The organism is Clostridium sp. UBA6640, from assembly GCF_002455975.1.
GTDB lineage: Bacteria > Bacillota > Clostridia > Clostridiales > Clostridiaceae > Clostridium_J.
Window position 1 is genome coordinate 1 of record NZ_DKLM01000137.1, and the last position, 22,343, is coordinate 22,343.

Consider the following 22,343-nt stretch of genomic DNA (forward strand, 5'->3'; position numbering starts at 1 on the left):
GGTAAAGAGAGAAATAAAAAATGAATTGGTTGAATTTATTAAACTTCGTTAATAAACTGTGGTTTATTGGCTTGAAGCAACCTTATGAATTACCTCATTAGATTAATTTAAAAGATAAATGCAAGTTTAATGGGCATCTTTTTTATCTCAAGAGAGATAGAGATAGCTTACTTACTTAATACAACAAAATAAATTAAATAAGAATGCACTCATTTATTAATGGGTGTATTTGCTGTAGATAAATGAATGAATATTTTGAAAATTTTAGGATATTGGTATATAATGGAGATTAATAGATATAAGAACAATATCAAACGAAAGAAATAGAAGATAATAAGAATAATCTGAAAGCCCCATAAAATAAGGTTAGAGATTCTGAGATTATAATATTATGAGGAGGAAATAAAAATGAGCAAATATGAAAACGCGATAAAACTTATGGAGGAACGTTGCGGAAATGGTAAAGAAGAAGTTATTGCCCTTGCGACAATATCACTATCCCCGAACGCTGACGGTAATCCACGCCCTGCTGTCCGTATGGTTTGCGCTTATTATGAAGACGGCGTATTTTATGTTTCTACGGACGCAAAAAAGAATAAAATGCTGCAAATTGAGAAGAACAACGAGGTTTCCGTCGGTGGGTTAGGTTGGTACGCTTTTCAAGGTACGGCTGAAAATCTCGGTTGGGTCAAGGACGAGAAAAATGCGGAAATCAGAGCAAAATTTAAAAAAATCTTTGATTGGTTCGATGAAGTTGGCGACGAAGACAATCCGAACTCGATCGTTCTGCGTATCTCACTCACAGAGGGTACGATTACTGACAACGAAGAAAAATACGGTGAATGTCAGTATGAAATTGATTTTATCAATAAAACGGCGAAATAAATCCACAAATAATAAGCAATTTCTAACTTGAGAGCCAAAAAACACCATTACTTGATTATCAATATTTTTTAACTTAGTTTTCTGAAACCCAACATTAAACAGTTTATTCTTTACGCATAGGAGGTGTATTGGTATGGCAAATGAACAGAAAAAAGATTTCAATGCGATGCTATGCAATAATAAGGATATGCCTAAAATACAAATCATTAATGATGAAAAGAGTATTGAAAAGTATGGTGGCGAACGGATGTATTTTGCTCCGCCTATGGATTACGATCGAGTGATGAAGATAATACCATTTGGGAAAGTTATCACAATAGGACAGATTAGAGATTATTTTGCTAGGGCAAATAATGCAGATTTTACAGATCCCATTACCGCAGGAATTTTTGTTTCTATTGTAGCATGGGCGAGTGAACAAAGGTATGACGATAAAACACCGTACTGGAGAACACTTAAAGCGAATGGTGAGTTGAATCAAAAATATCCAGGTGGTATTGAAGTTCAAAAAGAAAAACTGGAGGCAGAAGGTCATATCGTTATCCAGCGCGGAAGAAGCAACATAAGATATTATGTGCATAATTATCAGGATAACTTGTACCAGTTGTGATAGTTCAACATATTCCTGATTTATGCAAAACAATATCCTGACGCCAAGGGGATACCAGCTTGATACGGCATCTTTTTTATCTCCTTAAGGCATGTTGAAACAGTGATTTTGATGCAGAAACAGTTTTTTTAGAGATGCTACTTGAATTAATAACAGAGGTTGGTTATTTTAAACAAGTATGTAATAGGGATAAAGGAGTGATTATTAATGAGGAGTGCTAAAGAAAGTAACAACTTTCCATATAGTATGAGTACTATTTGTTATTTTGAGGTGGATAAGAATAGTAATGTATCACAAATTCCACACAAAAACAAGTCAGACCGAGAAAAGGTTCTAGAAGCTTATCAAAGAGCAAAAGATAAAACTACAACATTATATGCTGTATGGCCAGGCAATTGGAGGAGTGATTTGTTCATAATTGATGATCTTGATGCTTTTGCGAAGGAATTGGGCTTGGTGGATTTCTAATCACAAGGATAGTTTCTATTGAGTGATACGAACAATGAGATAATTACTTATACTTGTTTCTATGCAGAAGACATTGTTGTGAAGAGAGAAGAGATTAATAAATAGAGATGATTTTGAGTTATAAAGAACATTTATAAGAAATATATATTGCCACCAAGGACGTACTAGCTACTTATGACATCATTATTGTACTCTCAAGGCATGTGGAGAATGTTGTACTTCTTTCCAACAAAAAATCATAAACATATATCAACGTAAAAGCAGTGAACACTGGAAAAGGTAGATGCAATACCTTAAAACATTTCTAAGTCATTTAATAACTAAATATGAAAACAAAAAGTTGTTTGCTCTGAATGGGGTAGACAGCTTTTTTTATTAAAGAATACATCTAAAAATTAGAGTTATTATGTTATGATAAATATTGTAATAGTGTAGAAAAATATCCAAGTACAGGCTTTTGAAAACTGCAATTGTGGATATTGTGATAGGAATATAGATATAGCCTTAGCAAAATAAAGTCAAATTTAATAGTCAGCTCAAGCAAGAAACAGTGAGGTGAAGAAATGGGGTTATTTGATATATTCAAAAAGAAAACCAAGGAGTCTTATTATTCAAATAAGGCTAACAACTATATTACTAGAATCGAAGATCGGAAAACAAAGGAAGCTGCTAAGAAAATGAAATGAAGGATGACCATGTAATAGAACATTTGCATAAACAGGATGAGGAGGGAGAATAAGATACAAATTAGAATTTGTTGGCCAGTTTTTAACTGCAAATTATTTATATAATGAGAAAAGGCAATCATTAAAAGGAGGTAGTGATGAATTCCAAAGAGAAAAAGAACATAGTCCTACGTGAAGTTGTAAAACCTGAACTGAAACGTGCGGGATATCGTGCTACAGGGCAGACTTATAAATCTATGAGGGACGATTGCTGTCTTGCAATACACATAAACGGCTCACGTTTTAATTCTATAGTGATGGGTTATACTTTTTGGTTTGAGATTGAAGCTTTTAAAAGAGATTTGCCAGAGGAATATTTAAAATGCTGGCAAGGTGGCATTGATTCCATGCGTGAGGATCCACTATTGCCTGATTGTGGCTATCTTCACCCATATCATCAGCCCTTAGGGTATAAAATTGATGGGTATCAAGATTATAAGCCACAGGACATGGATGTGGAGGACATCAAGAACCGCATTGGCAACGATTTGCGTCGGTATATATTGCCACAGCTTGATGAAATTAAAAATTATAAGGATTGGGAGCAGAAAAAACAGGACTGGAATGAACGATATTATTCCAAAAGGATTTGTTTGCTGCGGTATTACTATATGGCACATGGGCTTGCCGTAGTGGAGAGGAATATTCCGAATCTCATACATAATCGGCAGTGGATTGGAATATCGGCTCAAGAAATTAAAGAGAATTACCAGCTGTACCAGCAAATCAAGGCATTATCACCATGGCCAAATGAGAATAAGTGGGCATTTATTCTTGCTGCTTTGATGGCGGAGGAAACAAGTGGATAATTATAATGATTTTTTAATGGATAAAGAGAAGGAATTGACAAGCATAAATCCTATTGACATAAATGGTAATTATATTGAGGAAATTATTCGTGAATATTTGATTTATAGTTTTTCAAATGCAATAGGAGCAACATTTGAAAAATTCTTTTTAGAGAAATTGTTCGATGAAAAACTTTTAATCGCTCTTTTTCAAATATTGCTTGATGAGAGTGAGAATTATTCCAATGATGCCAGATATGGTGCCGCATTTTTTATTTCAAAATTCGATGATAGAATATTGAAAAAATATAAAGACAAATTAATTTATGTGCAAAATTATGATATATATAGGTTGAGACCGTTTACTAGTGAAGACCTTCCTCATTGGTTGAATTTTGAGTAAGAAAATGAGTATTTGCTCTTGTATGTGAATTGAAACAACGCTACAGGAAATTTATATTTGTTGAGTCTTATAGGGGGATTTTTATGCTATGTACGAAAATATATATAAGTGACACCAAGAAACCTATGACAATAGAAAGCACATCTGGTATTTCGGAAAGCCAACATAATGCTATATTAGATAGAATAGGTAAAGACTACATCTATTTAGAATACACTATAGGTGATATCAGTTTATCAGTTGAGTTTAACAAGGAAAAATCAGCATTTATTGGATGGGTTGACGAATATAATGATGAAATTTCTTATTTTGACAATGGAAGTCAAAATATCTATTCCGTAGATTTAATTATCAATGCTTGCCCTCAAGAAAGAATGATGTGCTATTCATTGAAGGATATTAAAGCTATCATTGTGCATTTTTGTAAAACAGGAGAAAAGCATCCATTTTTTAGATGGATTTCAGATGCCGACATTTGATGTAAAGAGTGTAAGCATTCGCTCTTGTAGGTGAATTAAAACAAAGATACAGGAAATTTATATAACAGGTAGATAACAAGAAGTTAGGAGCGATCAAAATGAATGTAGCAACAAAAAATGGAGATATTGAATGTCAAACAGAACAAGAAATTGAAAGCATCATTATGAGTAGCTCACTGAACCCATATGACGATATTTGGATTAATGGAAAAGAGAAATACCCATGTTTGTCAATATTGATGAACGGAAACCTTACATGTGTACATTATTTTCTTAATGATAATGGAGATATGTGGCAGTCAGTAGGAAATCATGATAAGGACGTTATATTTATCATAGGTGGAGAAAAATCAGAAATGCAAGCAGATACAATTATTCCACTTGAAAAAGCGATAGAGGGTATAAAGCAATTTTGGAATTCTCACGAAAGGCCAACTTGTATTGAATGGAGAGAATTATAAAGAAAATTTCAGTTTGTCTGTAAGATTATGAGCATCCGATTCTATAGGACAATTAAAACAAAGCTATCGGAAATTTATATTTTACGAAAGGGAAAATAGCCATGGGATTAGAATTGAAACAAATTTTTATGCTGAATCCAAACCCAAGAAACGAATATACCAATTATGAGAAGAAGTTGCAGCCGCGTATGAATTTTGAATCGCTTGAACTTAAAGCGTTGTATGAGAAACATAAGGATGAAATCATGGAAATCGTCATAAAAGAAGTTACTGAATATTTGGAAGATGAGGGGGCATGTAATGACGATGAAGATATGTTTCCACGCAGATGTGAAATGACAGGGGAATGGTATGTTGGGGATATTGCGTTATATGAAGAAAACGGAAGAATTTGGGGGAGCGTTTGTACATGCTTCTTGGGATATTATCCCGCTCCCTCTGCTCGCATGCCAATAGATGATTATCTCGGATTAGAAGTATGGGTATCGTATGACCCAAAGCATAAAAAATTTATTTTTGATGGAGGACTTGACAGTTCTTCGATTTGAATAAAATGAGCATTCATTCCTGTAGGTGATTTAATAGCCATCTACAGGAAATTTATATTTTGTTCTTTCGAGTTGGATTGCCTAAACGAACAATGTCAAATTAAAATATGCTTAAAAGGAGTTTTATTATGGATATTATTAAACTGTTGAAACAGGATGAAAATTTGTCTGACCTTCTATGTTATATTTGTGATATTGAAATTCTTTCGGAATTCAAATCTCCACAAGATGAATTTGGGCATTTAGCCTATAGTATAACTGGAAAAACCTTCGCAAAAGAAGGCACAGGAAGTGAATACATCTTATTGGAGGATGGTTCAGTTGGATTTTGGGGAAGTGAGGGCGAAAGCGGAAGAATTGCTGATAGCCTCTATGATTTTTTTGTGTTTATGGTAAACTGCCCATTTTGGCGTGATTATGTGAATACTGCATCATATCAAAATATGGAATGTCTCCAAAGCTTAGCAAAAGAACTCATGGAAGAACATAGACAAATGGTTGAAGAAGATATGGATATGGACTTGGATGAAACCCAAAAAGAATTGGCAGAGGGTTTGAGCATTCCACTTGATAGTGATATTTCTAATGTGCTGATGAAATTTTACCATAGTGCTACCAGAGAGCCACGCTTGATAACTACATATACGGAAAATGACGGAAGTACACATAGCAATACAGGTTCTCTGTTTGAAAGTAAAGATATAGTTCGATTCTAGGCTAATGAATAGACCATATGGAAAAGAATGAGCAATATAGATAATTGCCTATCTCGACATTATTTATAGTAAAGGGAATTTATTGCGAAGTTGTAAAACTAGGGATACAATATGAAAAATTTATATAATATGCAAGGAGGGGACTTGGTGAAGAATATACATGGATTTATTTCCCGTATCAATGAAATAAAATGGTTCTCAAGATGTGGAACGGCTGAAAAACGGTATATTGTTGTTACTTCGATTTTTGAAGCATACGACGGTTACAACTCCAAAATGTTAGCTGTATGGGAACCTAAAATTTCTTCTTTGGGAACTCAAGCCATAGAGATTATTACGGATGAGAAAATAGACTGTATTTTTGAAAGCGTTTCCAGTTATATACAAAACTCTTTATGGAATGGCTACTGCAACTTCATAAAGAGATGTAAACTTGAAAATGAAAGCGGGTTAGAGACCGAAATTATGGATTGTGTGAAAAGGGATATGTCATGGGCAGCAATCGAAATACAGCTTGGGAAAAAAGGCTTTTTCAATGACCTTTTAAGCATTTACGAACAAGGTCGATGGCCGTGCTCATACGATGGAGTTTATCCACATGGGAAATTCGTTGTTATGTAGACAAATATGAGGTGTAAGAAGANNAAATATATTTGTAATCACAACATTTTATCAAATTTCGAGATATGAAAAATAATCTCTTGTGAGTGTGAACCTTGCGGGATATAAGTGAAATTTATATTTATTCAAAGTAAGGGATGATTCTGATGGTGATAAAAAATATAAAGAAATATGGATATACAACGAAATAGATGAATAAGCATTATGTACACTAATCAATGGAGAGTATGGCTGGTTAATGTATCTGCGTGAAGAAGGAGAGCCTATTATGAAAGAAAAGGATATAGATGCAATTAAATACTATTGGGACGCGGTCTTTGACGAAAAATTATATATTGATGAAAACAATCCCAAAACACTGCATGCAAGGAAAGACCTCCTATCTTCTTTGTCAGAAGATATTACTCAGACTGAAATATTTAATGCTTGGTTGAAACGTGAGTGTCTTAACAGAAATGCGGACGGACTTGACTATATGCTTACTCTCGGTACAACATTTGATTTATTTAATAGGGAAAGTTTGAAAGTTTTGCAAGTGATTGCTTGCGATGATTGGCATCATGATGCTGAAAATCTGGTAGCAGTTTTTGAAGAGCACCCCACAGATTTCACGAATAAAATCTTATACGATATGGCTCTGGCACGATATTCAAATCATTATTATAGCGATGATGAAAACGGAAGTGTCACAAGAAAATGTGTATGGGCTCTTTGGCGTTTAGGGGATATCGACAGCATAAAATCTTTAGCAAACAGCGGAGATAAAATTGCCGAAGGCTATGCTCAGCATCAACTTGAAAAGTTAAAAAAGAAATAATTTTGAAGCGTATATTATGAACATTCCTTCTTGTAGACGAATTAAAATAAAGCTACAAGAAATTTATATTTGTTGTGGTACGTAATATTGGTAATAAGACGAACAGTGAAAATCGAAATTTGGAGATGATATGTATGAAAAAAAATCAATTTTGGAAAATAATTAAAATGTTGGATTGGAGCAACGAGGGAAATGATGATAAGGTTTTAGCGCCTGTTATTCAGTATTTATCAGAGCAATCTGACGAAGAAATCTTTGATTTTGAAAATATTATGTCCAAGCTATTATATGATATTGATAGTAAGAAAATAGCCATGCAATTATATGGAACATTAGGGCATTTTTCTGATGATTTATTCCTTTATCAGCGGTGTGTTGCAATCGTAAATGGACAAGGTTATTATAGTTCTATTTTGCATGGAGGAAGAACATTAGACCCAGATTTAGAGTTTGAATCAATATTATATGTACCAATGAAAGCATGGGCTAAAAAGCATCAGCAGGATACATCCAACTATCCACATATTGCAGAGCCAAGTTATGAATCATGTAGTAATGAAGAGCTTTGGAAAAATTAAATTCGTAATCATGCACAACATAAATAGTAATAATATATTCCAGTATGTCGGGTTTTTCAATATTTCAAAAGACCAAAGGAGGGAAAAACAATGCTTGACTTATCAAAAGTCAAAATTGTGAAACGAGGAATTTGCTTATATGATAATATCAAAAAATATGAAGTTATTATTATAGAAAGCAATATTCGATATGGTTCAGGAGATTATGAAGATCCTCCAGAAATAGCGGAGGATGTAGAATGTCTTTGCTATTACACATGGTTTGACAGCCTGACCCAAAAAGGTGAGTTTTGCACTGGAGGCGGTGTTTTTATGTCAATAGACGAGGCCATGAATGATGTTGAGAAAGAAAGTTACTTTGCTTACTGGACTGCTTAGATTAACATTATATCAATAAGATTATGGGCATTCACTCCTGTAGGTGAGTTGAAACAATGCTACAGGAAATTTATATTTTCGAAGAAAGGCAAAGGATAGTCCCATGTCTTCCTTCGGAGTATGAATCTTGACGTTTGAATAAGGCCTACGAAAAAACAGAATAGATTTTTCGCCCTTTAAATATAACATTGGAGGTTTTTACAATGAGAGCTTATTATAGTGATGGGAGAGGACGATACGGAACTGGAGAAAGCTACGACTGGTTCTATAAATACGAGGATGAAGATGTTGAAATCTTTACAAGCTCGGATAGCTTATGGACATATACTCCGATTGACGGCGGGATAGAGATTTTGCGTTATAACGGTAATAATATTAATATCGTTGTTCCGGCTGTCATCGATGGGAAAAACGTCGTTTCACTTGACAGTACGTTTGATGGGTTTTATGAGCTAAAAAGAGTAGTTATTCCAGAAGGTGTAATGTCGGTAGTTGGCGCTTTTCATGGCTGCGAGAGGCTTGAAGATGTTACTCTTCCGAAAAGCCTTGTTGATATGAGTTATACATTTAACTGCTGTTATTCTCTGGAAAGTGTTGATATACCACCCAGAGTGCGGAATTTTTCATGGGCATTTGAAGGCACCAAGCTTGAAAGTTTAATTTTTCCACAATGTACTGAAGATATTTCTCATGTGTCTTGCGGTTCTGAATACATTAAATATGCTTTTATTCCAAATAGCGTGACAAATTCATACGAGGCTTTTGCCGACTGTGAGGTTCTTACCGAAATTGTTATTGAGGATGGTGTTACAAACATTGACGACTGGGCGTTTTTTCATTGTCCCTCGCTCCTTGAACTTACAATTCCAGCAAGTGTTACGGAATTCGGCAAAGAATCTGTTGGGTTTATGGAAATAAGAGAGTACACTAGCCCCGAAAAAATCGCTTTCAAGATAAAAGGTCAACAGGTTGTTCCAGGTTTTAAAATAAAAGGTACTCCGGGTTCAGTGGCCGAAAAGTATGCCAAGGAAAATGGGATTGAGTTTGTATCATTACTACGGTTATAAGTTAAGTGAAAGACGAGGGGGGAGGTAAAGATGATGCTTAATGAGTTATTAGAGAAAATAAACCAAGAAATGTTTGACAAAATAGATTGTGATTCCATATTAGACCTGCGTGATTGCGAATGGTTTGAGTCTAACTGGATAAATCTTCATAATCAAATAGAGCAATTAAAATTGAAAAAAGAGTATTCAGAAGAATCGAAATACTTTTCTGATGAATATAGAAAAAAAGCTTTTTTGCAAGTGTATAATTTATCTCAAAATAGTGATTTAGCTGCCTGCATATCGGATGATTTCGGACTGATTTTTGATAGTATGCAGCTTGGTGTCACAACATCTTGGTTAGACAAGTTGATACAGTCATATCAGTCATCTAAAATTCCATGTGGTAATTTGTAATTCTCACAGAATCGGGAGTTAACAAATTTCAATTTGAAGTGCAGGCTATTTGGCGAAATTATAAATATGGATTGGAGTTGTAATCATATGAGAAAAGAGTTGGAATTTCCTCAAATAGATGAAGGTAAGCTCGAAATAGTTATGAAAATAATTAATTATATTGTTGATAAAGAAAGCGGGAATTGTAGCAAGGAATTAGCTGAACTTAGTAAAATTACGGGTAAAGAGCATAATGAAATGGAGTTTGCTGAATATTGGGGATGGACTGACTTAGAAAACTTAGCAATGACTGCAATAACTCCAGAACCACCTTGTATCAAAGGTTTAGAGAGAAGCGAAATAATAATCTTAATAACGATGATAAAAGACAGCTTTGAAAGCGGCGAAGATAATAAAGCGGATTACTATATAGAATTACTTCATAAGTCTCTACCTTTAAGTAATGTCATAGACTATATAATGTCTGGAGATAGTATTGAAGAAATTGAAGATAAGATGGCTAAGGCTGTTTCAAATAGCGTTATTGCATTATGATGGATTATCTTTAATGGCAACATTATGAGCATTCGCTTCTGTAGTCGAATTAAAATAAAACTATAGAAGTTTTGTATGATCTAACAGAGCAATAAATAAAAATTCACTGAGTGTTGGTGATTGACAAGCAGGAAAGTGGGTGAATATAAATGACAAAAGCAGAAGCAAGGTTGAAAATAGCCGTTCATGCAGGGAGAAACGATAATTTCTCAGAGGGATATAGATATGATTTAAGATATGGATTTAAGAATTTACCTGAGTTGCAACAAAAATTTGATGAAATTTTTATATGTTTGAAAGAATTGAAAGAAATTTTTTACTCACCAGAAATTGAACGAGAACTTCTTGCAGACTTAAACGAAATACTATACGAAAGCATTTTGTATATTAGCAACAAAAAATCCGCTTATTGTGTAGTTGAGATTTTTGCAGAAATTTTATCTGAAACTTTGGTTTATCTTTTAGAAAATGCTGAATATCCATTTGAAGCATTTGATAACTACAAAGAAAACTATGATGACATGTTAAATAGGGAAATCAAACATTAAATTTTATTTTGAATTATGATATTAATTTCAATCTATCAATGAAGTTATTGACGTAAAATTTATTTTATTAAAAGGGTTTTGAAGTACAACAAGAAGATGTAGATAATGGAGTATTTTTATGATTTCTTAGTAGATTTTAATGGTGACGCTGAAATCCTATCTACAAATGGAATCAGCTTGCCTCAAGATTACATTGAGTTTATGAAAAAATATAATGGTGGGGAAGGTAGTATCGGCAAAGGAGCATGGTTGATATTATTTCCATTAGAAGAATTAGAAGAAATAAACGAGGACTATTGTATAAATGAATTTCTTCCCAATCATTGCATTATAGGTTCTTCCGGTGGTGGTGAATTATTTGGAGTGGATACAAATGGAAATTATTTTGTTGTTCCGGCGGTTCCAATGTCTGATAAAGATAAGATTGTTTTAGGGAATACATTTTTAAAGTTTATTCAGCGTTTAGACACATATTTGGATTGATAGTTTAGAAGTAAGAATTTGTAGGAGAATTAAAAAGGATACAGGAAAATTATATTTGCTGAAGGAGGAGAATTAAAATGGCATTACAGAAAATTTATGATTATTTCCGTAACTATGACAAAAACACATATCAGGTGGTTGCCTGTATGGGGAATGAACCATCTGAATCGGACATATCTGCATTCGAAAAAAGTATTGGAAGTATGCTACCGCAGGAGTTTAGAGAGTTTACCATGTCACCGCTAGGCGGACTATATATGAATGTGAGAGAAGAAGTTTGGTCGCAAGCAAAGCAGTTTGATATTGGTCCGTTTTGGTCTTTTTGTCGTGGCATCATTGTTTATGGAATAGCAAAAGAAATACCAGATTTTTTAGATATCCGTGTCAAGACAAAGGAATTACATGAAGCAGGATTTACAGACTACATTCCTTTCTTATCCATTATTGGAAATGGTGACGAAATATTCTGTTTTGATAAGAAGGGTAATATTGTCATATTAGATTACTATCAGACAGGGAAAACAACTTCAATAGAGGGGAGTTTTTCGGATTGTTTGATGAAACAAATTGAGGAATTAGAAGAACGCAAGAACAAAAAGGTCCGTGGAGAAGATAGGTAGTAAATATGGATGAAATTGAAACTTATTGGAGGAAATAAAATGATTAAGTATGAAATTCCTGAGATTTTAAAAGAGCATGAAAATATAATAAAAAGAACTTTTAGGTATAGTAATGAGATAACTTTTAAATGTGAAGAAGTAAAACCCTGGGAGAGTAAATTAGGTGGATGTCCATATTTGAAAAATATTGAAGAGTATCCAGTAGATGAAGAGGGAAGACCTATGTTATTTTTAGCACAGATAAATCTATCAGACCTTGAAAAGCTGGATAATTTACCCCAAAAAGGGTTATTACAGTTTTTTGTTGCAAATGATGATATGTTTGGATTGGAAAGTCCTATTGTTGTAAAATATATAGAAAATCATGAAGAGAATGAAACACAATTAATAAAGGAAAATCCTTATGAAAATAATGAAGGATATAAGCAAGGTCTACCTTTTTCAAATAACGGAAAAATGTACTTTGAAACAAGGGAAATGCCTATATCTTCTTCATTAGAGTTATTTGAAACGCTTTTTAAGAATGAGCTTTCAGAAGAAGAATATGAGAAACTGAGTGAGGATTGTTATAGCTGTAACAGCAGAGTTGGAGGTTATCCTTATTTTGTGCAACATGATTATTTAGGTTTTAATGATGAAGATTTTCTTTTATTGCAGCTGGATATAGATGATGAATGTGGTATTATGTTTGGAGATTCTGGAAACTGTGTTTTTTCTATTCCTAAGGATGCTTTGAAGAATAAGGATTTTTCAAAAGTAATATATGATTGGCAATGTTGCTAGATTATAAAAATTATATATAGATGCTTATTTATATAACAAGATAGAACAATAAATCAGAATATACGGTGGAAGGTATTTGAAAAGAAAGGACGGGAAAAGGATGTTCAAATTAGGAGATTTAGAATTTGATGTGAGATCTGCTGTATTTACCGGAGCATTTGCAGATGGAGCAATGAATAAGAGAATGGGATATAAGAAAGTTCCTTCGTTTTTGTGGCACATAGAAGTAGAAATGTCAGAGGGAAAACTTATATTCACAGACGAGGACAGCGGTGAGGAGGATTGTGAAATGATTGCTCCGAATCTTTATCATAATAATGGATTTTCCCTTGATATAAGGTCATGGAAATCGATAGATGGGTTAACAAAAAAATGGGATGCTTCCCAGAATGAGAAGGGCGAAGAAGCAGGGACGCTATATGTATTCGAGCATGAGGAAGTGACCAGTGGGAAAATTGAATTTATAAAAAGAATGGGCAATATCTTTTATATGAGATGGAGCGGAAACGCCAATGTGTTTTGGGATGCAACCTATGGAGAGGATGTCCCTTTTACATTTGAGGGCGAAGTTACATTCAGTGGAATTAGTGCTCACTGTGATGAAATATGCTGTTTGGAGGAATTAGAACCTGCTATAAATGAATTTGTTGATTTAAGCGAATATGATTTTGTATCAGAGAAAAGCCATGAAATCTCAACGGGAATATCCTTCTGTTGGTATTTTTCACCCAAAAGCTAAAAATTACGGTTTGTTAGTGGGGGCATGAATATTCGTTCCTGTAGGCGAATTAAAATAAAGCTCCAGGAAATTTATATAATCTGACAATGCGACAAATCAGAATTGGAGGAAATCTGAAATGGATGAATTATCTGAAAAAATCGAAAATAAGATAGAGGAACTTGCTGAAATTGGTAATGGTTTTTATGATAGCAAACAATATGATGAAGCTTTAAAAGTTTGGAAAGAAGCATTAAGTCTTATTCCCCACCCGCAACAATTTTATAGTGAAACTGTATGGTTTTTGGCTTCCATAGGCGATATATATTTTATTCAGAATAACTTTGATAAGGCATATCAATGTTTTGATGCTGCAAGAGGAAATCTTTCTGGTGAAGGCTATGGTAATCCATTTGTCATGCTTAGACTTGGTGAAAGCTGCTTGGAGATAGGTGATGAAAAAAACGCCTTGGAATATATGTTAAGAGCATATATGTTTGAAGGCGAAGAATTTTTTAATGAAGATAATCCTAAGTATTTTGAATTTTTAAGTACTCATATAGATTTAAGACAAGACCGCACGAAAGAATGATTATTTATATAATCAGAGATCCCAAAAAGTACAATAAGGTGTAGGAGTATATGGTATTGATTCTTAGGAAATGTGCGTGTGTAGAAAATTACAGTTGTTGAGGTAATGAATACGTCGTATGAAGTGGAATATGTGATTCCATTTGAAATCTTATTTGATGGGAACTTTCGGGATACATGGGAGACAAAAGATGCTACTTTCACAAACACTTAAATACCTTAAGGCAATATTAGATTATATCGAATCATAATCGGAAACTGACAAATTGCAATTTAAAGAGGAGGATGACAATGAATATACATAATCATAATTTGAATATACATTATACTGCACCAGCCGAAATATGGGATAAATTGAATGAGTTATATTTTGAAATGCCATTTTGGAATGGGTTTGTGAATAGCTGTCCACAATGGTATGGCAATGATGGGAAGCTGATAGAAGCATCTGTTGAGCCTAGCGGACTACAGTTCTATGCTAAATTACCTCAAGAAGAATGGAACTTATGGTTTGAATTGTTTAAAAGTAGAGCTTCTGAATTATTAGGTTTTCAAGTTGGGGAACCAGAAGATGGTCTTGAATTTTATATCTATGATTGAAGTATAAATTAGAATTTATCAAGTAGTTTTGAACCCAGGCTGTTTATATAAGCTAAGGGAATTTAGGAGGTTGAACATGCGAGAAGTTGAACAGAAAAATTACACATATAGTAATGACGAATATGTTTCTATTTTTGTTGGTAACTGCAAATCACAAGAATTACTCAATAAATATCTGAAAAAGGATTACGAGTTGTTAGAAGTTGATTGTATTGGTTCTGAACTTGGAATTGATTTTGGAGTAAATACTTATGACGAGGATTTTTTAGTTGCGATTGCAAATATGTCACCGTCAAAGTCAATAGAGGAGATTTTCGCTCAAACTGACATATTTTATATTGAAAAGCTTAAAGCAAACTATTCGAATGGATTAGACGATTTCTATAATACTGCTATCGTGGTTGGAAAGCTAAAATATGAGGGTGATATTAAGGAAGTTCAAAATAATGAATTTGGATGTTTCAAATTTCTCGCTACATTTCCAGAAGAATAAAATGATTGAGTAGTACGGGCTTTATAAGTATTTGTTCCTGTAGGAGAATTAAAACAAAGCTACAGGAAATTTATATAATCTCACATGAAGATAAATGGAAAGTGAGGAGGATAAAATGGGAGACAATATGAAACCTACCAAGACGGAAAGTTATATAAGTTCAGAAGAAAAGGTGCTTTTTGATGAAATCAGAACGGAGCTTTTTGATGAAATAACCCCCGGTCTTTTCGTAAAAAAAGAAGAACCGCCAACTGTAAATCCGAATGAAGCGTGCTATAATGCCATAGCTGTTTATGTCTATGGTTTTCAAGAATATGCTGAGAAGATTGACTATGTTACAGATATTAACTATACAAGGCAGCAGTTTCACAAAAGTATGCTCCATGAAAGCATTTCAACAAACAACAAATTTGATATTGCTATTGACCTCATCCAGCGTGGTATAGATGTGGATATTCAAGACTACAACGGTAATACAGCACTTCATTATCTTGCAGGAGATATAAACCAGCCAGGGGCCTGTCAAGTATTTCGTCTTATTTTAGAGCAAAGTCTCAACGTAAACATTCTGAACAAAAGGGGGCGCTCTATCCTTTGGTTTTTGCTTCCTTGTGTTGGGACAAATTCTAAGATTGAAGAGAGATCCTTGGTTAAGCGGTTAATGGAGATGGGGGCGGATAAGAGTATCTTGCCCCAAAGACTTCAGGAAAAGTTAGAACTGATTTTGAATATGAGCTAAAAATGCAAAGTCCCAGTCTATTGGTAAGATTATGAGCATTCGCTCCTGTAGGCGAATTATAGCAAGGCTACAGGAAATTTATATAATAGGGGGTAACATGGTAGATTTGATAAGAAAAATAAATCAAATAGAAAAGTTTGTGTGTGAGAATTTTGAGGAATTAGAGATTGATGACCCTATAGGCGAAGAGTATTTTGAAGAATACCAAGAAGTAAACGGAGCGACTAAAATGCAAATACAGACGTTTGAGCAAAAATTTGATGTTACATTGCCATCTGATTTAAAAGCTCTGTTTCAATATAAAAATGGCAGTAAGTTTTTCGATATTTTCTTTATAGATATTGGTGCCTGTGAATTTCACTTTACACTTTTATCACTTGAAGAGATAGCTGCGAAAAAAGAGTATTTTCAAAATAAAAATGCCTTGCTAAGTGACTTCCCTGAATATTTTTCAGAACAAGACATAGCAAATATGGCGGATGAAAGAATAAAACCTTATTTGTTCAATGAGAAATGGATACCCTTTGCTCAAGCGTCTGGTAGCATCTACTTAATGATTGATTTCACTCCAGCTAACAAAGGTGAGGTTGGGCAGATTATTTGCTACATTCATGACCCCGATAGAATTATATATGTAGCAAATAGCATTACAGAAGTGATTGATAGTACACTGGATTTCTTAAGCCTATCTGATGAATAAAAGAAGCAAAACAGGTATATGACAACGATGTAATAATAAGACCCATAGCTGGGAGGAATTATTATGAGCTGAAGCAAAATTTGTAGTGTGTTTTATTGGGTAGTGATGGCAAACAAAATGAGCATTATGTGTAGTCGTGAAACTCCAATTTTTCGGTAAGATTATAAACATTCGCTCCTGTAGGCGAATTAAAACAAAGCTACAGGAAATTAAATTTTTCATAGTATATAATAGGTGGATAAACCTCAAATTTAGAAATATGAAAGTCGGAGATAGGAGAAATTTATAGATGACCAAAATAAAAATATGGGGCTGGGATAAAAAACCTCGGACAATGCTGCGCTTTATAAAGCCCGGAGATATATTTTGTTTTCAATTTAACGAGCAAACTTATTGTTTTGGAAGAATTATAGCAAAAATAATGACAGGACATGTTGCAGAAATATTTGATTATATATCATCGGAACCCCACATCAATGAACAAGGTATAGAGCAATCTTCGCGACTAATTGATTTATTGATTTTGGATTCGTATGGTTTGTTTGACCGAAAAATTGAAGGGGAATGGAGAATCATTGGACATCAGGAGGAATATATCCCCAAGGATGTAGACAATGTTTATTTCACCTTTGGCATTGATATATGGTGTAAAATAATAGATATTTGGGGAAATGAGAAATCAATAAGTGCATCTGAACGGTCCTATTATCCAGTTCTTTCACCAAGAGGTGATTGGTATATAAAGGAAATCGTGGCTTCTAAGATTTGAATTTTGCTTAATGGCATAACTGTTCACTTCATTTTCGATGATTTATTGTGAACAAAATGAGCATTCGCTCCTGTAGGCGAACTAAAAACAAAGCTACAGGAAATTTATAATTTGCTTAGTACGCCTTTGGTGGAGAAGGAGCAATTCAGCAAATCGGAATGGGAGATTGTTAAATGAATGATATTGATTATGAAGAGCTGATTGAAAAATTTAGCGATTATAAAGCCGGTACATATAAAACCATGTCTTTAAAAGAAAAAATGGACTTTTTCAATGGTGTACATACGGAAAAAGTGGCAATTTTTGATGAAGAGGGAGATGATATGGATACTCTTCAAGACTTTTGGGACATAGAAGATGAATTTTTGAATAATCCTCAGCTATTTTCGCTTAATGATATTTTATTGTTTATAAATATGTTAGATGATTGGTGTTTTGAACTTTCGTGGATGGAGCATGTTGTAGATATTATTGTAAATATAGCATGTTTTCATAAAATGAACGGAATTGTGTTTTTGCTTTCAAATCTAAAGAATGTCCCGGAAAAAGGACGGCTATTCGGACAGTTTAGAGTTATGCAGAGATTATTAGCGGAAAATATATATCCGATAGTAAAAGAAGCTGTTAAGCAGATAAATCCATCTGACAGAATGTTGCTTCTCCACATTTTGGATGGCGAGCCTGCACCGCCTACGCCAACGAAAAAAGGGGAAAGAAATCACTTACCAAAAGTTGTAGGAGAAAATTCTTCCGACATTCTCAAGCAGGAAAACGCTGAATTGGAATTGATTATTTCCCGTTTGTTGGGCTGATTTAATTTGCCTTATTGATAAAAGGTGAACATTATGAGTATTCGCTCTTATAGACGAATTAAAACAAAGGTACGGGAAATTTATTTTAGCGAAAGGGAGATATAAAATGCAGATATTACCTATTGATGCAAATGAACAAAAAATAAAAAATCTAATTATTGAGTGGAATGAGCTGTTAGCTGTTGAAAAATATGAGGAAGCACTTGCTATGTTTCTCACTGATAAGGAGGGAGCATGGACACCTGACTTATTAGAGCAAGCTGTATATGGATATGGTATTATTGGCCATACTCGGGAAGAAATAAAAGATATGTTTGGTTTTGCGGATTATAAAGTTACTTCGATTTTCGATAATAAAGAGAAGGATAAAATAATAAATGGTATTGAAGTGAGCACTGACTGGAACTTCAAGGATAAAAGTTTGTTAGGTATGGTGCATTATGATTATGTCCCTTTAAATGGAGAATTAAGCGATTTAACAGCCAGATTCTATATTAAGAAAATTGATGAGAATCATATAACTTTAGTTTTTTTAGATCTTCATGTTATGTAGTTTTAAAAGTATGACCTGCAAGACAACGAGCAGTAGTTCCTGTAAAGGGAAGAAAACAAGGCCATAGAAAATTTTTATTGAGCGGTAATATGGAAGTTTTATATTTTCGGGAGGTGGGTATCAATGAATAATGATTGGGGTTCTTTGAAATTTGATTTTTGCTTTTGTGGAATGTGCAGTCATTACTGCGCTTATGTATGCTGGATTTAATGGCTTTGGCGGAGTGGCTATGGAATAAACGGGGAGGCCGCCGTTACTGCGATGCTAACGATACTTCCGTTGTTGCTATTAATAGTTCTATCTTACCCGGAGAAGATTTTCCAGATTAGGCAGGAGGAAGTAATGGATAATTTAAATCATTTAGGTTTGTCTGATGGCATTATCAAAAGTATAAAAATATTTAGGAATGAAGCTGAAATTGTAATAGAAAAGTGGAATGCAAAAGTATTGAAGTTAATTTTTGAGGAATGCTGGCGACTAAAAGACAGACAATCAACCAATCAAGAAATAGGTGATATTAGGATTTTAAATAAGTCAGATTTATTAGATGAATTAATTGCAGATATATTAGAATGCGGAGGAACCAAAGAAGAAGTGGCCGAAGCTGTTCAAGTAACTTTTTATGAGCCATCAGATAATAGAATTATTTTAGAGATTGTAGCAAATTCTGTTAAAACTCAAGAAGTAGAATTGTAGTTATTAATATTTGCGAGACCGTTTCAAAGTCTGTGCAAATGCAAAAAACTGATATAAAATTTTAATAGTTACTTATGGGCAAGGCAATTTTTCGCTGGTTCTTGCCCATGCTTGTATTATAAAACTGTTTTTAGGGTTGTCAAGTAAAACTCCCTTAGGCAGTCCTAAATACCATGTTTTAGGATAAGCGTTCTTCAAAAAATATCTCAAGCTGGGAATGAATTTGTCCCCAGTCCTGGCGGTGTCCAGTCCATTTCTTAGTGATATCCATGGTTGCCAGGTACAGCATTTTAGCAGGCTGTCGTCTGTCGGAAATACGGCCTTGCTTTTTGTACCTTACGGAGCTGCCGATTAAATCCTTCGATGACATTGGTAGTATAAATAAGCCTATTGGTTGCAGTGATATTAAAAATGGATTTGCTGAGTACATTTGTGAGGATTGTGGTAGTGTAACTAAACTTCCTTTTACATGCAAAAGGAAGTTTTACAATAGATGTGGAAGACTTTATACATTAAAATAGGCTGAAAGGCAACAAAAAAATATGCTAAGAGAAAGTTAGGTGATACAAGACAAGCTGTTAAATATATAGGTAGATATCTTGCAAGGGCTGCGATAGCAGAATATAGAATAGAAGAATATGATGGGGAAAAAATTACGTTTTGGTATGAGGATCATGATGACGGACATAAAATACGAGTTACTATGAATGTATTAGAATTCATAGGTAAAATAACTCAACATATATCTCCTAAAGGATTTAAGACTGTTAGAAGATATGGGCTATATTCAAGAAGAAAAAATAAAATATCTAAAGAAATAGTGCATCTATACAATTTTATTAAGCAAATGTCTATAGAAAAATTGCTTAGAGACAAAAAGAAAGAGGTAGAAAAGAAAAAGAATTGGAAAGAAAGAATTATATAAGGTACAGTTCATAATTAGATCTTAAGTAAATTTAAATTATAGAACTAAACTCGCCAAGAAAAAGATGCGAAGAATCACTGCTCCACGCAATAGCTAAAATGTCACCACAAAAAATAGTCTATGTATCCTGTGACCCAGCAGCCCTTGCAAGAGATCTAAAAATTCTAAATGACCTAGACTGTGAAACTGTAGAAGTACACCCAGTAGATATGTTTCCACAGACGGCACAGGTGGAATGCTGTGTGTTGTTAAGTAGAAAGTAATAAGGAGAGTTTGTACTTAAATTGTTCTAAGCAAATAATATATTTTATTGTATATTTAAATAAAGAGTAAAATAAGAATGATAATTTAGCATTTTATTTTACTCTTTATTTTTTTATTAAATTGTTAAGCCAAACTGAAACTATTGTCGTCTAATAAGTGTAAAACATAAAGACAAAGGAAGTAAGGTGAAAGGTGATTAATATGGATAAATTGGTGAAAAAAGCTCAAGGGGGTAATGACAAAGCATTTTTAAGGCTTTTTCAAACATATGAAGAAGAATTATATCGAATTGCTTTTTTATATGTGAAAAATAAAGAAGATGCTTTAGATGTAATTCAAGAAGCAGCCTACCGCTCATTCAAAAATTTGAGTTCCTTAAAGAATACAGAGTATTTTAAAACATGGTTAACAAAGATTACAATTAATTGTGCAATTGACCATATAAGAAAAATGCAAAAAGTAGTTGAATTAAATCCAGAGCATGTAGAATATACCGAGTTTTATGATGAAGATACTCCTCTTAAATTAACATTAAATGAACTTATGGATACATTAAATGAAAATGAAAAAAGTATTGTTATCCTAAAATATTATTATGAGTATACCTTTAAAGAAATATCTGAGATATTAGAACTGCCGTTAGGGACTGGAAAATCTATTTTATACCGAGCATTAGGTAAACTTAGAAAAAAAGCTGAGGAGGTTAATTTTTATGAAAAGGATAATTGAAAGAGAATTAGATAACATTGAGATTCCAAAGGAGTTACATGAAAGAAGTAAGATAGGAATACAAAAAGCGAGTTCAGAAATCAAAGGGGAAAATAAAATGAATAAGTACATTAAGAGAGTAGCAGGGTTAGCAGCTGCACTTGTGCTATCAATTGGTTTAATTGCAGTAAATAATTCTACTTTAGCAAATTCTATAAAAGGATTTTTCAAAGATATTGCTAATTGGAATGGTGCTATAACTGGAGCAGAGTATGTACAAGCTACAGAAGAAATTGATATAAAAGTATCAAATTCTATTGTGGAATCAAACAAGGTATTATTGCCAATAGAAGTTACTTTAAAAAATATAAATGAAGCTCCATTTAATGTTATTGAAGCTTTAACCATAGGTAAGTTTAAAATTACTGATAGTTCAGATAATGAAATTAATAATGGAGAAATTCAAATTGAATCAATTTCAAAGGAGAATTATAGCTTCGAAATTGATGATGAGAATAACTTATTAACAGAAATAGAAAGCCAAGATTTAAGTAACAGAAAGTTTATAGCAAACTTAGTTATTAATAAAAAACAATTAAGTTCAGGTGGTAAGTATATATTAATAATAGAATCTTTTTATGGACATAAAAAAGCTGATGCGCCTATAGAAATAAAAGGTAATTGGGAACTTGATTTCATAATGGAGTAGAAGTTTTTAAGGTTAATGATACCTTATAAATTAAAAAATGAGAACATACTGTATGTGATAAAAGAAATAACATAATAAATAAATTGTTTTAAGTAAGCTATCTTTTAGGTAAAAAAACCACAAGATATAGCTTTTTCATAATCATGTACTACAGCCAA

34 protein-coding genes and 3 pseudogenes are annotated in these 22,343 nt (G+C 33.4%); 35 read left to right on the plus strand and 2 right to left on the minus strand.

Annotated features, from left to right (window positions below):
* Positions 1-408 precede the first annotated feature (408 nt).
* The 30 genes from B2W91_RS14830 to B2W91_RS14975 all read left to right on the plus strand — a co-directional run bounded on the left by B2W91_RS14830 (position 409) and on the right by B2W91_RS14975 (position 19,579).
* The gene (locus B2W91_RS14830; RefSeq protein WP_291582332.1) at positions 409-885 is read left to right on the plus strand and encodes a pyridoxamine 5'-phosphate oxidase family protein; all 477 of its coding nucleotides are present in this window, start codon (positions 409-411) and stop codon (positions 883-885) included.
* A gap of 133 nt (positions 886-1,018) precedes the next feature.
* Positions 1,019-1,495 (plus strand): MGMT family protein, encoded by a 477-nt coding sequence (locus tag B2W91_RS14835; RefSeq protein WP_291582334.1) that lies wholly within the window; start codon positions 1,019-1,021, stop codon positions 1,493-1,495.
* A gap of 207 nt (positions 1,496-1,702) precedes the next feature.
* Positions 1,703-1,963: a hypothetical protein gene (locus B2W91_RS14840; protein ID WP_291582335.1), complete on the plus strand. Its 261-nt coding sequence runs from the start codon at positions 1,703-1,705 to the stop codon at positions 1,961-1,963.
* A gap of 823 nt (positions 1,964-2,786) precedes the next feature.
* Positions 2,787-3,497 (plus strand): hypothetical protein, encoded by a 711-nt coding sequence (locus B2W91_RS14845; RefSeq protein ID WP_291582337.1) that lies wholly within the window; start codon positions 2,787-2,789, stop codon positions 3,495-3,497.
* On the plus strand, positions 3,490-3,879 hold the full coding sequence (locus tag B2W91_RS14850) for a hypothetical protein (RefSeq protein ID WP_291582339.1): 390 nt from the start codon (positions 3,490-3,492) through the stop codon (positions 3,877-3,879). The genes B2W91_RS14845 and B2W91_RS14850 overlap by 8 nt, the downstream gene beginning before the upstream one ends.
* An 83-nt stretch (positions 3,880-3,962) precedes the next feature.
* The gene (locus B2W91_RS14855; RefSeq protein ID WP_291582341.1) at positions 3,963-4,358 is read left to right on the plus strand and encodes a hypothetical protein; all 396 of its coding nucleotides are present in this window, start codon (positions 3,963-3,965) and stop codon (positions 4,356-4,358) included.
* A 98-nt stretch (positions 4,359-4,456) separates the two neighbouring features.
* Entirely contained in the window at positions 4,457-4,819 is a 363-nt protein-coding gene (locus B2W91_RS14860; protein ID WP_291582343.1) for an Imm1 family immunity protein, read from the plus strand.
* A 101-nt stretch (positions 4,820-4,920) separates the two neighbouring features.
* Positions 4,921-5,367 (plus strand): hypothetical protein, encoded by a 447-nt coding sequence (locus B2W91_RS14865; protein ID WP_291582345.1) that lies wholly within the window; start codon positions 4,921-4,923, stop codon positions 5,365-5,367.
* Positions 5,368-5,531: 164 nt separating this feature from the next.
* A complete protein-coding gene (locus B2W91_RS14870) occupies positions 5,532-6,083 on the plus strand; it encodes a hypothetical protein (RefSeq protein ID WP_291582347.1) in 552 nt (183 codons plus the stop codon).
* A gap of 147 nt (positions 6,084-6,230) precedes the next feature.
* Positions 6,231-6,704 (plus strand): hypothetical protein, encoded by a 474-nt coding sequence (locus B2W91_RS14875; RefSeq protein WP_291582349.1) that lies wholly within the window; start codon positions 6,231-6,233, stop codon positions 6,702-6,704.
* Positions 6,705-6,972: 268 nt separating this feature from the next.
* Complete coding sequence (locus B2W91_RS14880) at positions 6,973-7,521, plus strand: hypothetical protein (RefSeq protein ID WP_291582351.1); 549 nt, start codon at positions 6,973-6,975, stop codon at positions 7,519-7,521.
* Between the two features lie 134 nt (positions 7,522-7,655).
* Complete coding sequence (locus B2W91_RS14885) at positions 7,656-8,099, plus strand: DUF4240 domain-containing protein (protein WP_291582353.1); 444 nt, start codon at positions 7,656-7,658, stop codon at positions 8,097-8,099.
* Between the two features lie 90 nt (positions 8,100-8,189).
* Complete coding sequence (locus B2W91_RS14890; RefSeq protein WP_291559562.1) at positions 8,190-8,477, plus strand: hypothetical protein; 288 nt, start codon at positions 8,190-8,192, stop codon at positions 8,475-8,477.
* A gap of 203 nt (positions 8,478-8,680) precedes the next feature.
* The gene (locus B2W91_RS14895; RefSeq protein WP_291582355.1) at positions 8,681-9,544 is read left to right on the plus strand and encodes a leucine-rich repeat domain-containing protein; all 864 of its coding nucleotides are present in this window, start codon (positions 8,681-8,683) and stop codon (positions 9,542-9,544) included.
* 30 nt (positions 9,545-9,574) lie between these two features.
* Positions 9,575-9,940, plus strand: coding sequence for a hypothetical protein (locus B2W91_RS14900; protein ID WP_291582357.1), 366 nt, complete (start codon positions 9,575-9,577; stop codon positions 9,938-9,940).
* An 87-nt stretch (positions 9,941-10,027) separates the two neighbouring features.
* On the plus strand, positions 10,028-10,474 hold the full coding sequence (locus B2W91_RS14905; protein WP_291582359.1) for a hypothetical protein: 447 nt from the start codon (positions 10,028-10,030) through the stop codon (positions 10,472-10,474).
* 149 nt (positions 10,475-10,623) lie between these two features.
* A complete protein-coding gene (locus tag B2W91_RS14910; protein ID WP_291582360.1) occupies positions 10,624-11,022 on the plus strand; it encodes a hypothetical protein in 399 nt (132 codons plus the stop codon).
* Between the two features lie 105 nt (positions 11,023-11,127).
* Positions 11,128-11,505, plus strand: coding sequence for an SMI1/KNR4 family protein (locus B2W91_RS14915; protein ID WP_291582362.1), 378 nt, complete (start codon positions 11,128-11,130; stop codon positions 11,503-11,505).
* Positions 11,506-11,582: 77 nt separating this feature from the next.
* The gene (locus tag B2W91_RS14920) at positions 11,583-12,125 is read left to right on the plus strand and encodes an SMI1/KNR4 family protein (RefSeq protein WP_291582364.1); all 543 of its coding nucleotides are present in this window, start codon (positions 11,583-11,585) and stop codon (positions 12,123-12,125) included.
* 39 nt (positions 12,126-12,164) lie between these two features.
* Positions 12,165-12,908, plus strand: a complete 744-nt coding sequence (locus B2W91_RS14925) for a YwqG family protein (RefSeq protein ID WP_291582366.1) — start codon at positions 12,165-12,167, stop codon at positions 12,906-12,908.
* Positions 12,909-12,984: 76 nt separating this feature from the next.
* A complete protein-coding gene (locus B2W91_RS14930; protein WP_291582367.1) occupies positions 12,985-13,647 on the plus strand; it encodes a hypothetical protein in 663 nt (220 codons plus the stop codon).
* Between the two features lie 118 nt (positions 13,648-13,765).
* The gene (locus B2W91_RS14935) at positions 13,766-14,218 is read left to right on the plus strand and encodes a tetratricopeptide repeat protein (RefSeq protein WP_291582368.1); all 453 of its coding nucleotides are present in this window, start codon (positions 13,766-13,768) and stop codon (positions 14,216-14,218) included.
* Positions 14,219-14,508: 290 nt separating this feature from the next.
* Entirely contained in the window at positions 14,509-14,817 is a 309-nt protein-coding gene (locus tag B2W91_RS14940; RefSeq protein ID WP_291582370.1) for a hypothetical protein, read from the plus strand.
* A 76-nt stretch (positions 14,818-14,893) separates the two neighbouring features.
* Positions 14,894-15,310, plus strand: a complete 417-nt coding sequence (locus B2W91_RS14945) for an immunity 22 family protein (protein WP_291582398.1) — start codon at positions 14,894-14,896, stop codon at positions 15,308-15,310.
* A 115-nt stretch (positions 15,311-15,425) separates the two neighbouring features.
* The gene (locus B2W91_RS14950; protein WP_291582371.1) at positions 15,426-16,049 is read left to right on the plus strand and encodes a hypothetical protein; all 624 of its coding nucleotides are present in this window, start codon (positions 15,426-15,428) and stop codon (positions 16,047-16,049) included.
* Between the two features lie 97 nt (positions 16,050-16,146).
* Positions 16,147-16,749, plus strand: a complete 603-nt coding sequence (locus B2W91_RS14955) for an SMI1/KNR4 family protein (RefSeq protein WP_291582372.1) — start codon at positions 16,147-16,149, stop codon at positions 16,747-16,749.
* 289 nt (positions 16,750-17,038) lie between these two features.
* Complete coding sequence (locus B2W91_RS14960) at positions 17,039-17,518, plus strand: Imm26 family immunity protein (RefSeq protein WP_291582374.1); 480 nt, start codon at positions 17,039-17,041, stop codon at positions 17,516-17,518.
* Between the two features lie 173 nt (positions 17,519-17,691).
* Positions 17,692-18,330, plus strand: coding sequence for a hypothetical protein (locus B2W91_RS14965; protein ID WP_291582376.1), 639 nt, complete (start codon positions 17,692-17,694; stop codon positions 18,328-18,330).
* Between the two features lie 106 nt (positions 18,331-18,436).
* Positions 18,437-18,883, plus strand: coding sequence for a hypothetical protein (locus B2W91_RS14970; protein WP_291582378.1), 447 nt, complete (start codon positions 18,437-18,439; stop codon positions 18,881-18,883).
* Positions 18,884-19,225: 342 nt separating this feature from the next.
* On the plus strand, positions 19,226-19,579 hold the full coding sequence (locus B2W91_RS14975) for a hypothetical protein (RefSeq protein WP_291582380.1): 354 nt from the start codon (positions 19,226-19,228) through the stop codon (positions 19,577-19,579).
* Between the two features lie 72 nt (positions 19,580-19,651).
* On the opposite strand, the gene B2W91_RS14980 is transcribed toward B2W91_RS14975, so the two are convergent.
* Both B2W91_RS14980 and B2W91_RS14985 read right to left on the minus strand, forming a co-directional pair.
* Entirely contained in the window at positions 19,652-19,777 is a 126-nt protein-coding gene (locus B2W91_RS14980) for a hypothetical protein (RefSeq protein WP_291582382.1), read from the minus strand.
* Positions 19,758-19,968 (minus strand): annotated as a pseudogene (locus tag B2W91_RS14985) (transposase); the annotation flags it as partial. The pseudogene B2W91_RS14985 and the gene B2W91_RS14980, both read right to left, overlap by 20 nt.
* 39 nt (positions 19,969-20,007) lie before the next feature.
* On the opposite strand from B2W91_RS14985, the gene B2W91_RS14990 reads away from it, so the two are divergent.
* From B2W91_RS14990 to B2W91_RS15010, 5 genes and pseudogenes are all read left to right on the plus strand, one after another.
* Positions 20,008-20,100 (plus strand): transposase zinc-binding domain-containing protein, encoded by a 93-nt coding sequence (locus B2W91_RS14990; protein WP_291582399.1) that lies wholly within the window; start codon positions 20,008-20,010, stop codon positions 20,098-20,100.
* A 32-nt stretch (positions 20,101-20,132) separates the two neighbouring features.
* A pseudogene (locus tag B2W91_RS14995) lies at positions 20,133-20,504 on the plus strand (transposase); the annotation flags it as partial.
* A 50-nt stretch (positions 20,505-20,554) separates the two neighbouring features.
* A pseudogene (locus B2W91_RS15000) lies at positions 20,555-20,767 on the plus strand (23S rRNA (uracil-5-)-methyltransferase RumA); the annotation flags it as partial.
* 202 nt (positions 20,768-20,969) lie between these two features.
* Positions 20,970-21,497 (plus strand): sigma-70 family RNA polymerase sigma factor, encoded by a 528-nt coding sequence (locus B2W91_RS15005; RefSeq protein ID WP_291582384.1) that lies wholly within the window; start codon positions 20,970-20,972, stop codon positions 21,495-21,497.
* On the plus strand, positions 21,481-22,185 hold the full coding sequence (locus tag B2W91_RS15010; RefSeq protein WP_291582386.1) for a hypothetical protein: 705 nt from the start codon (positions 21,481-21,483) through the stop codon (positions 22,183-22,185). The genes B2W91_RS15005 and B2W91_RS15010 overlap by 17 nt, the downstream gene beginning before the upstream one ends.
* Positions 22,186-22,343 lie beyond the last annotated feature (158 nt).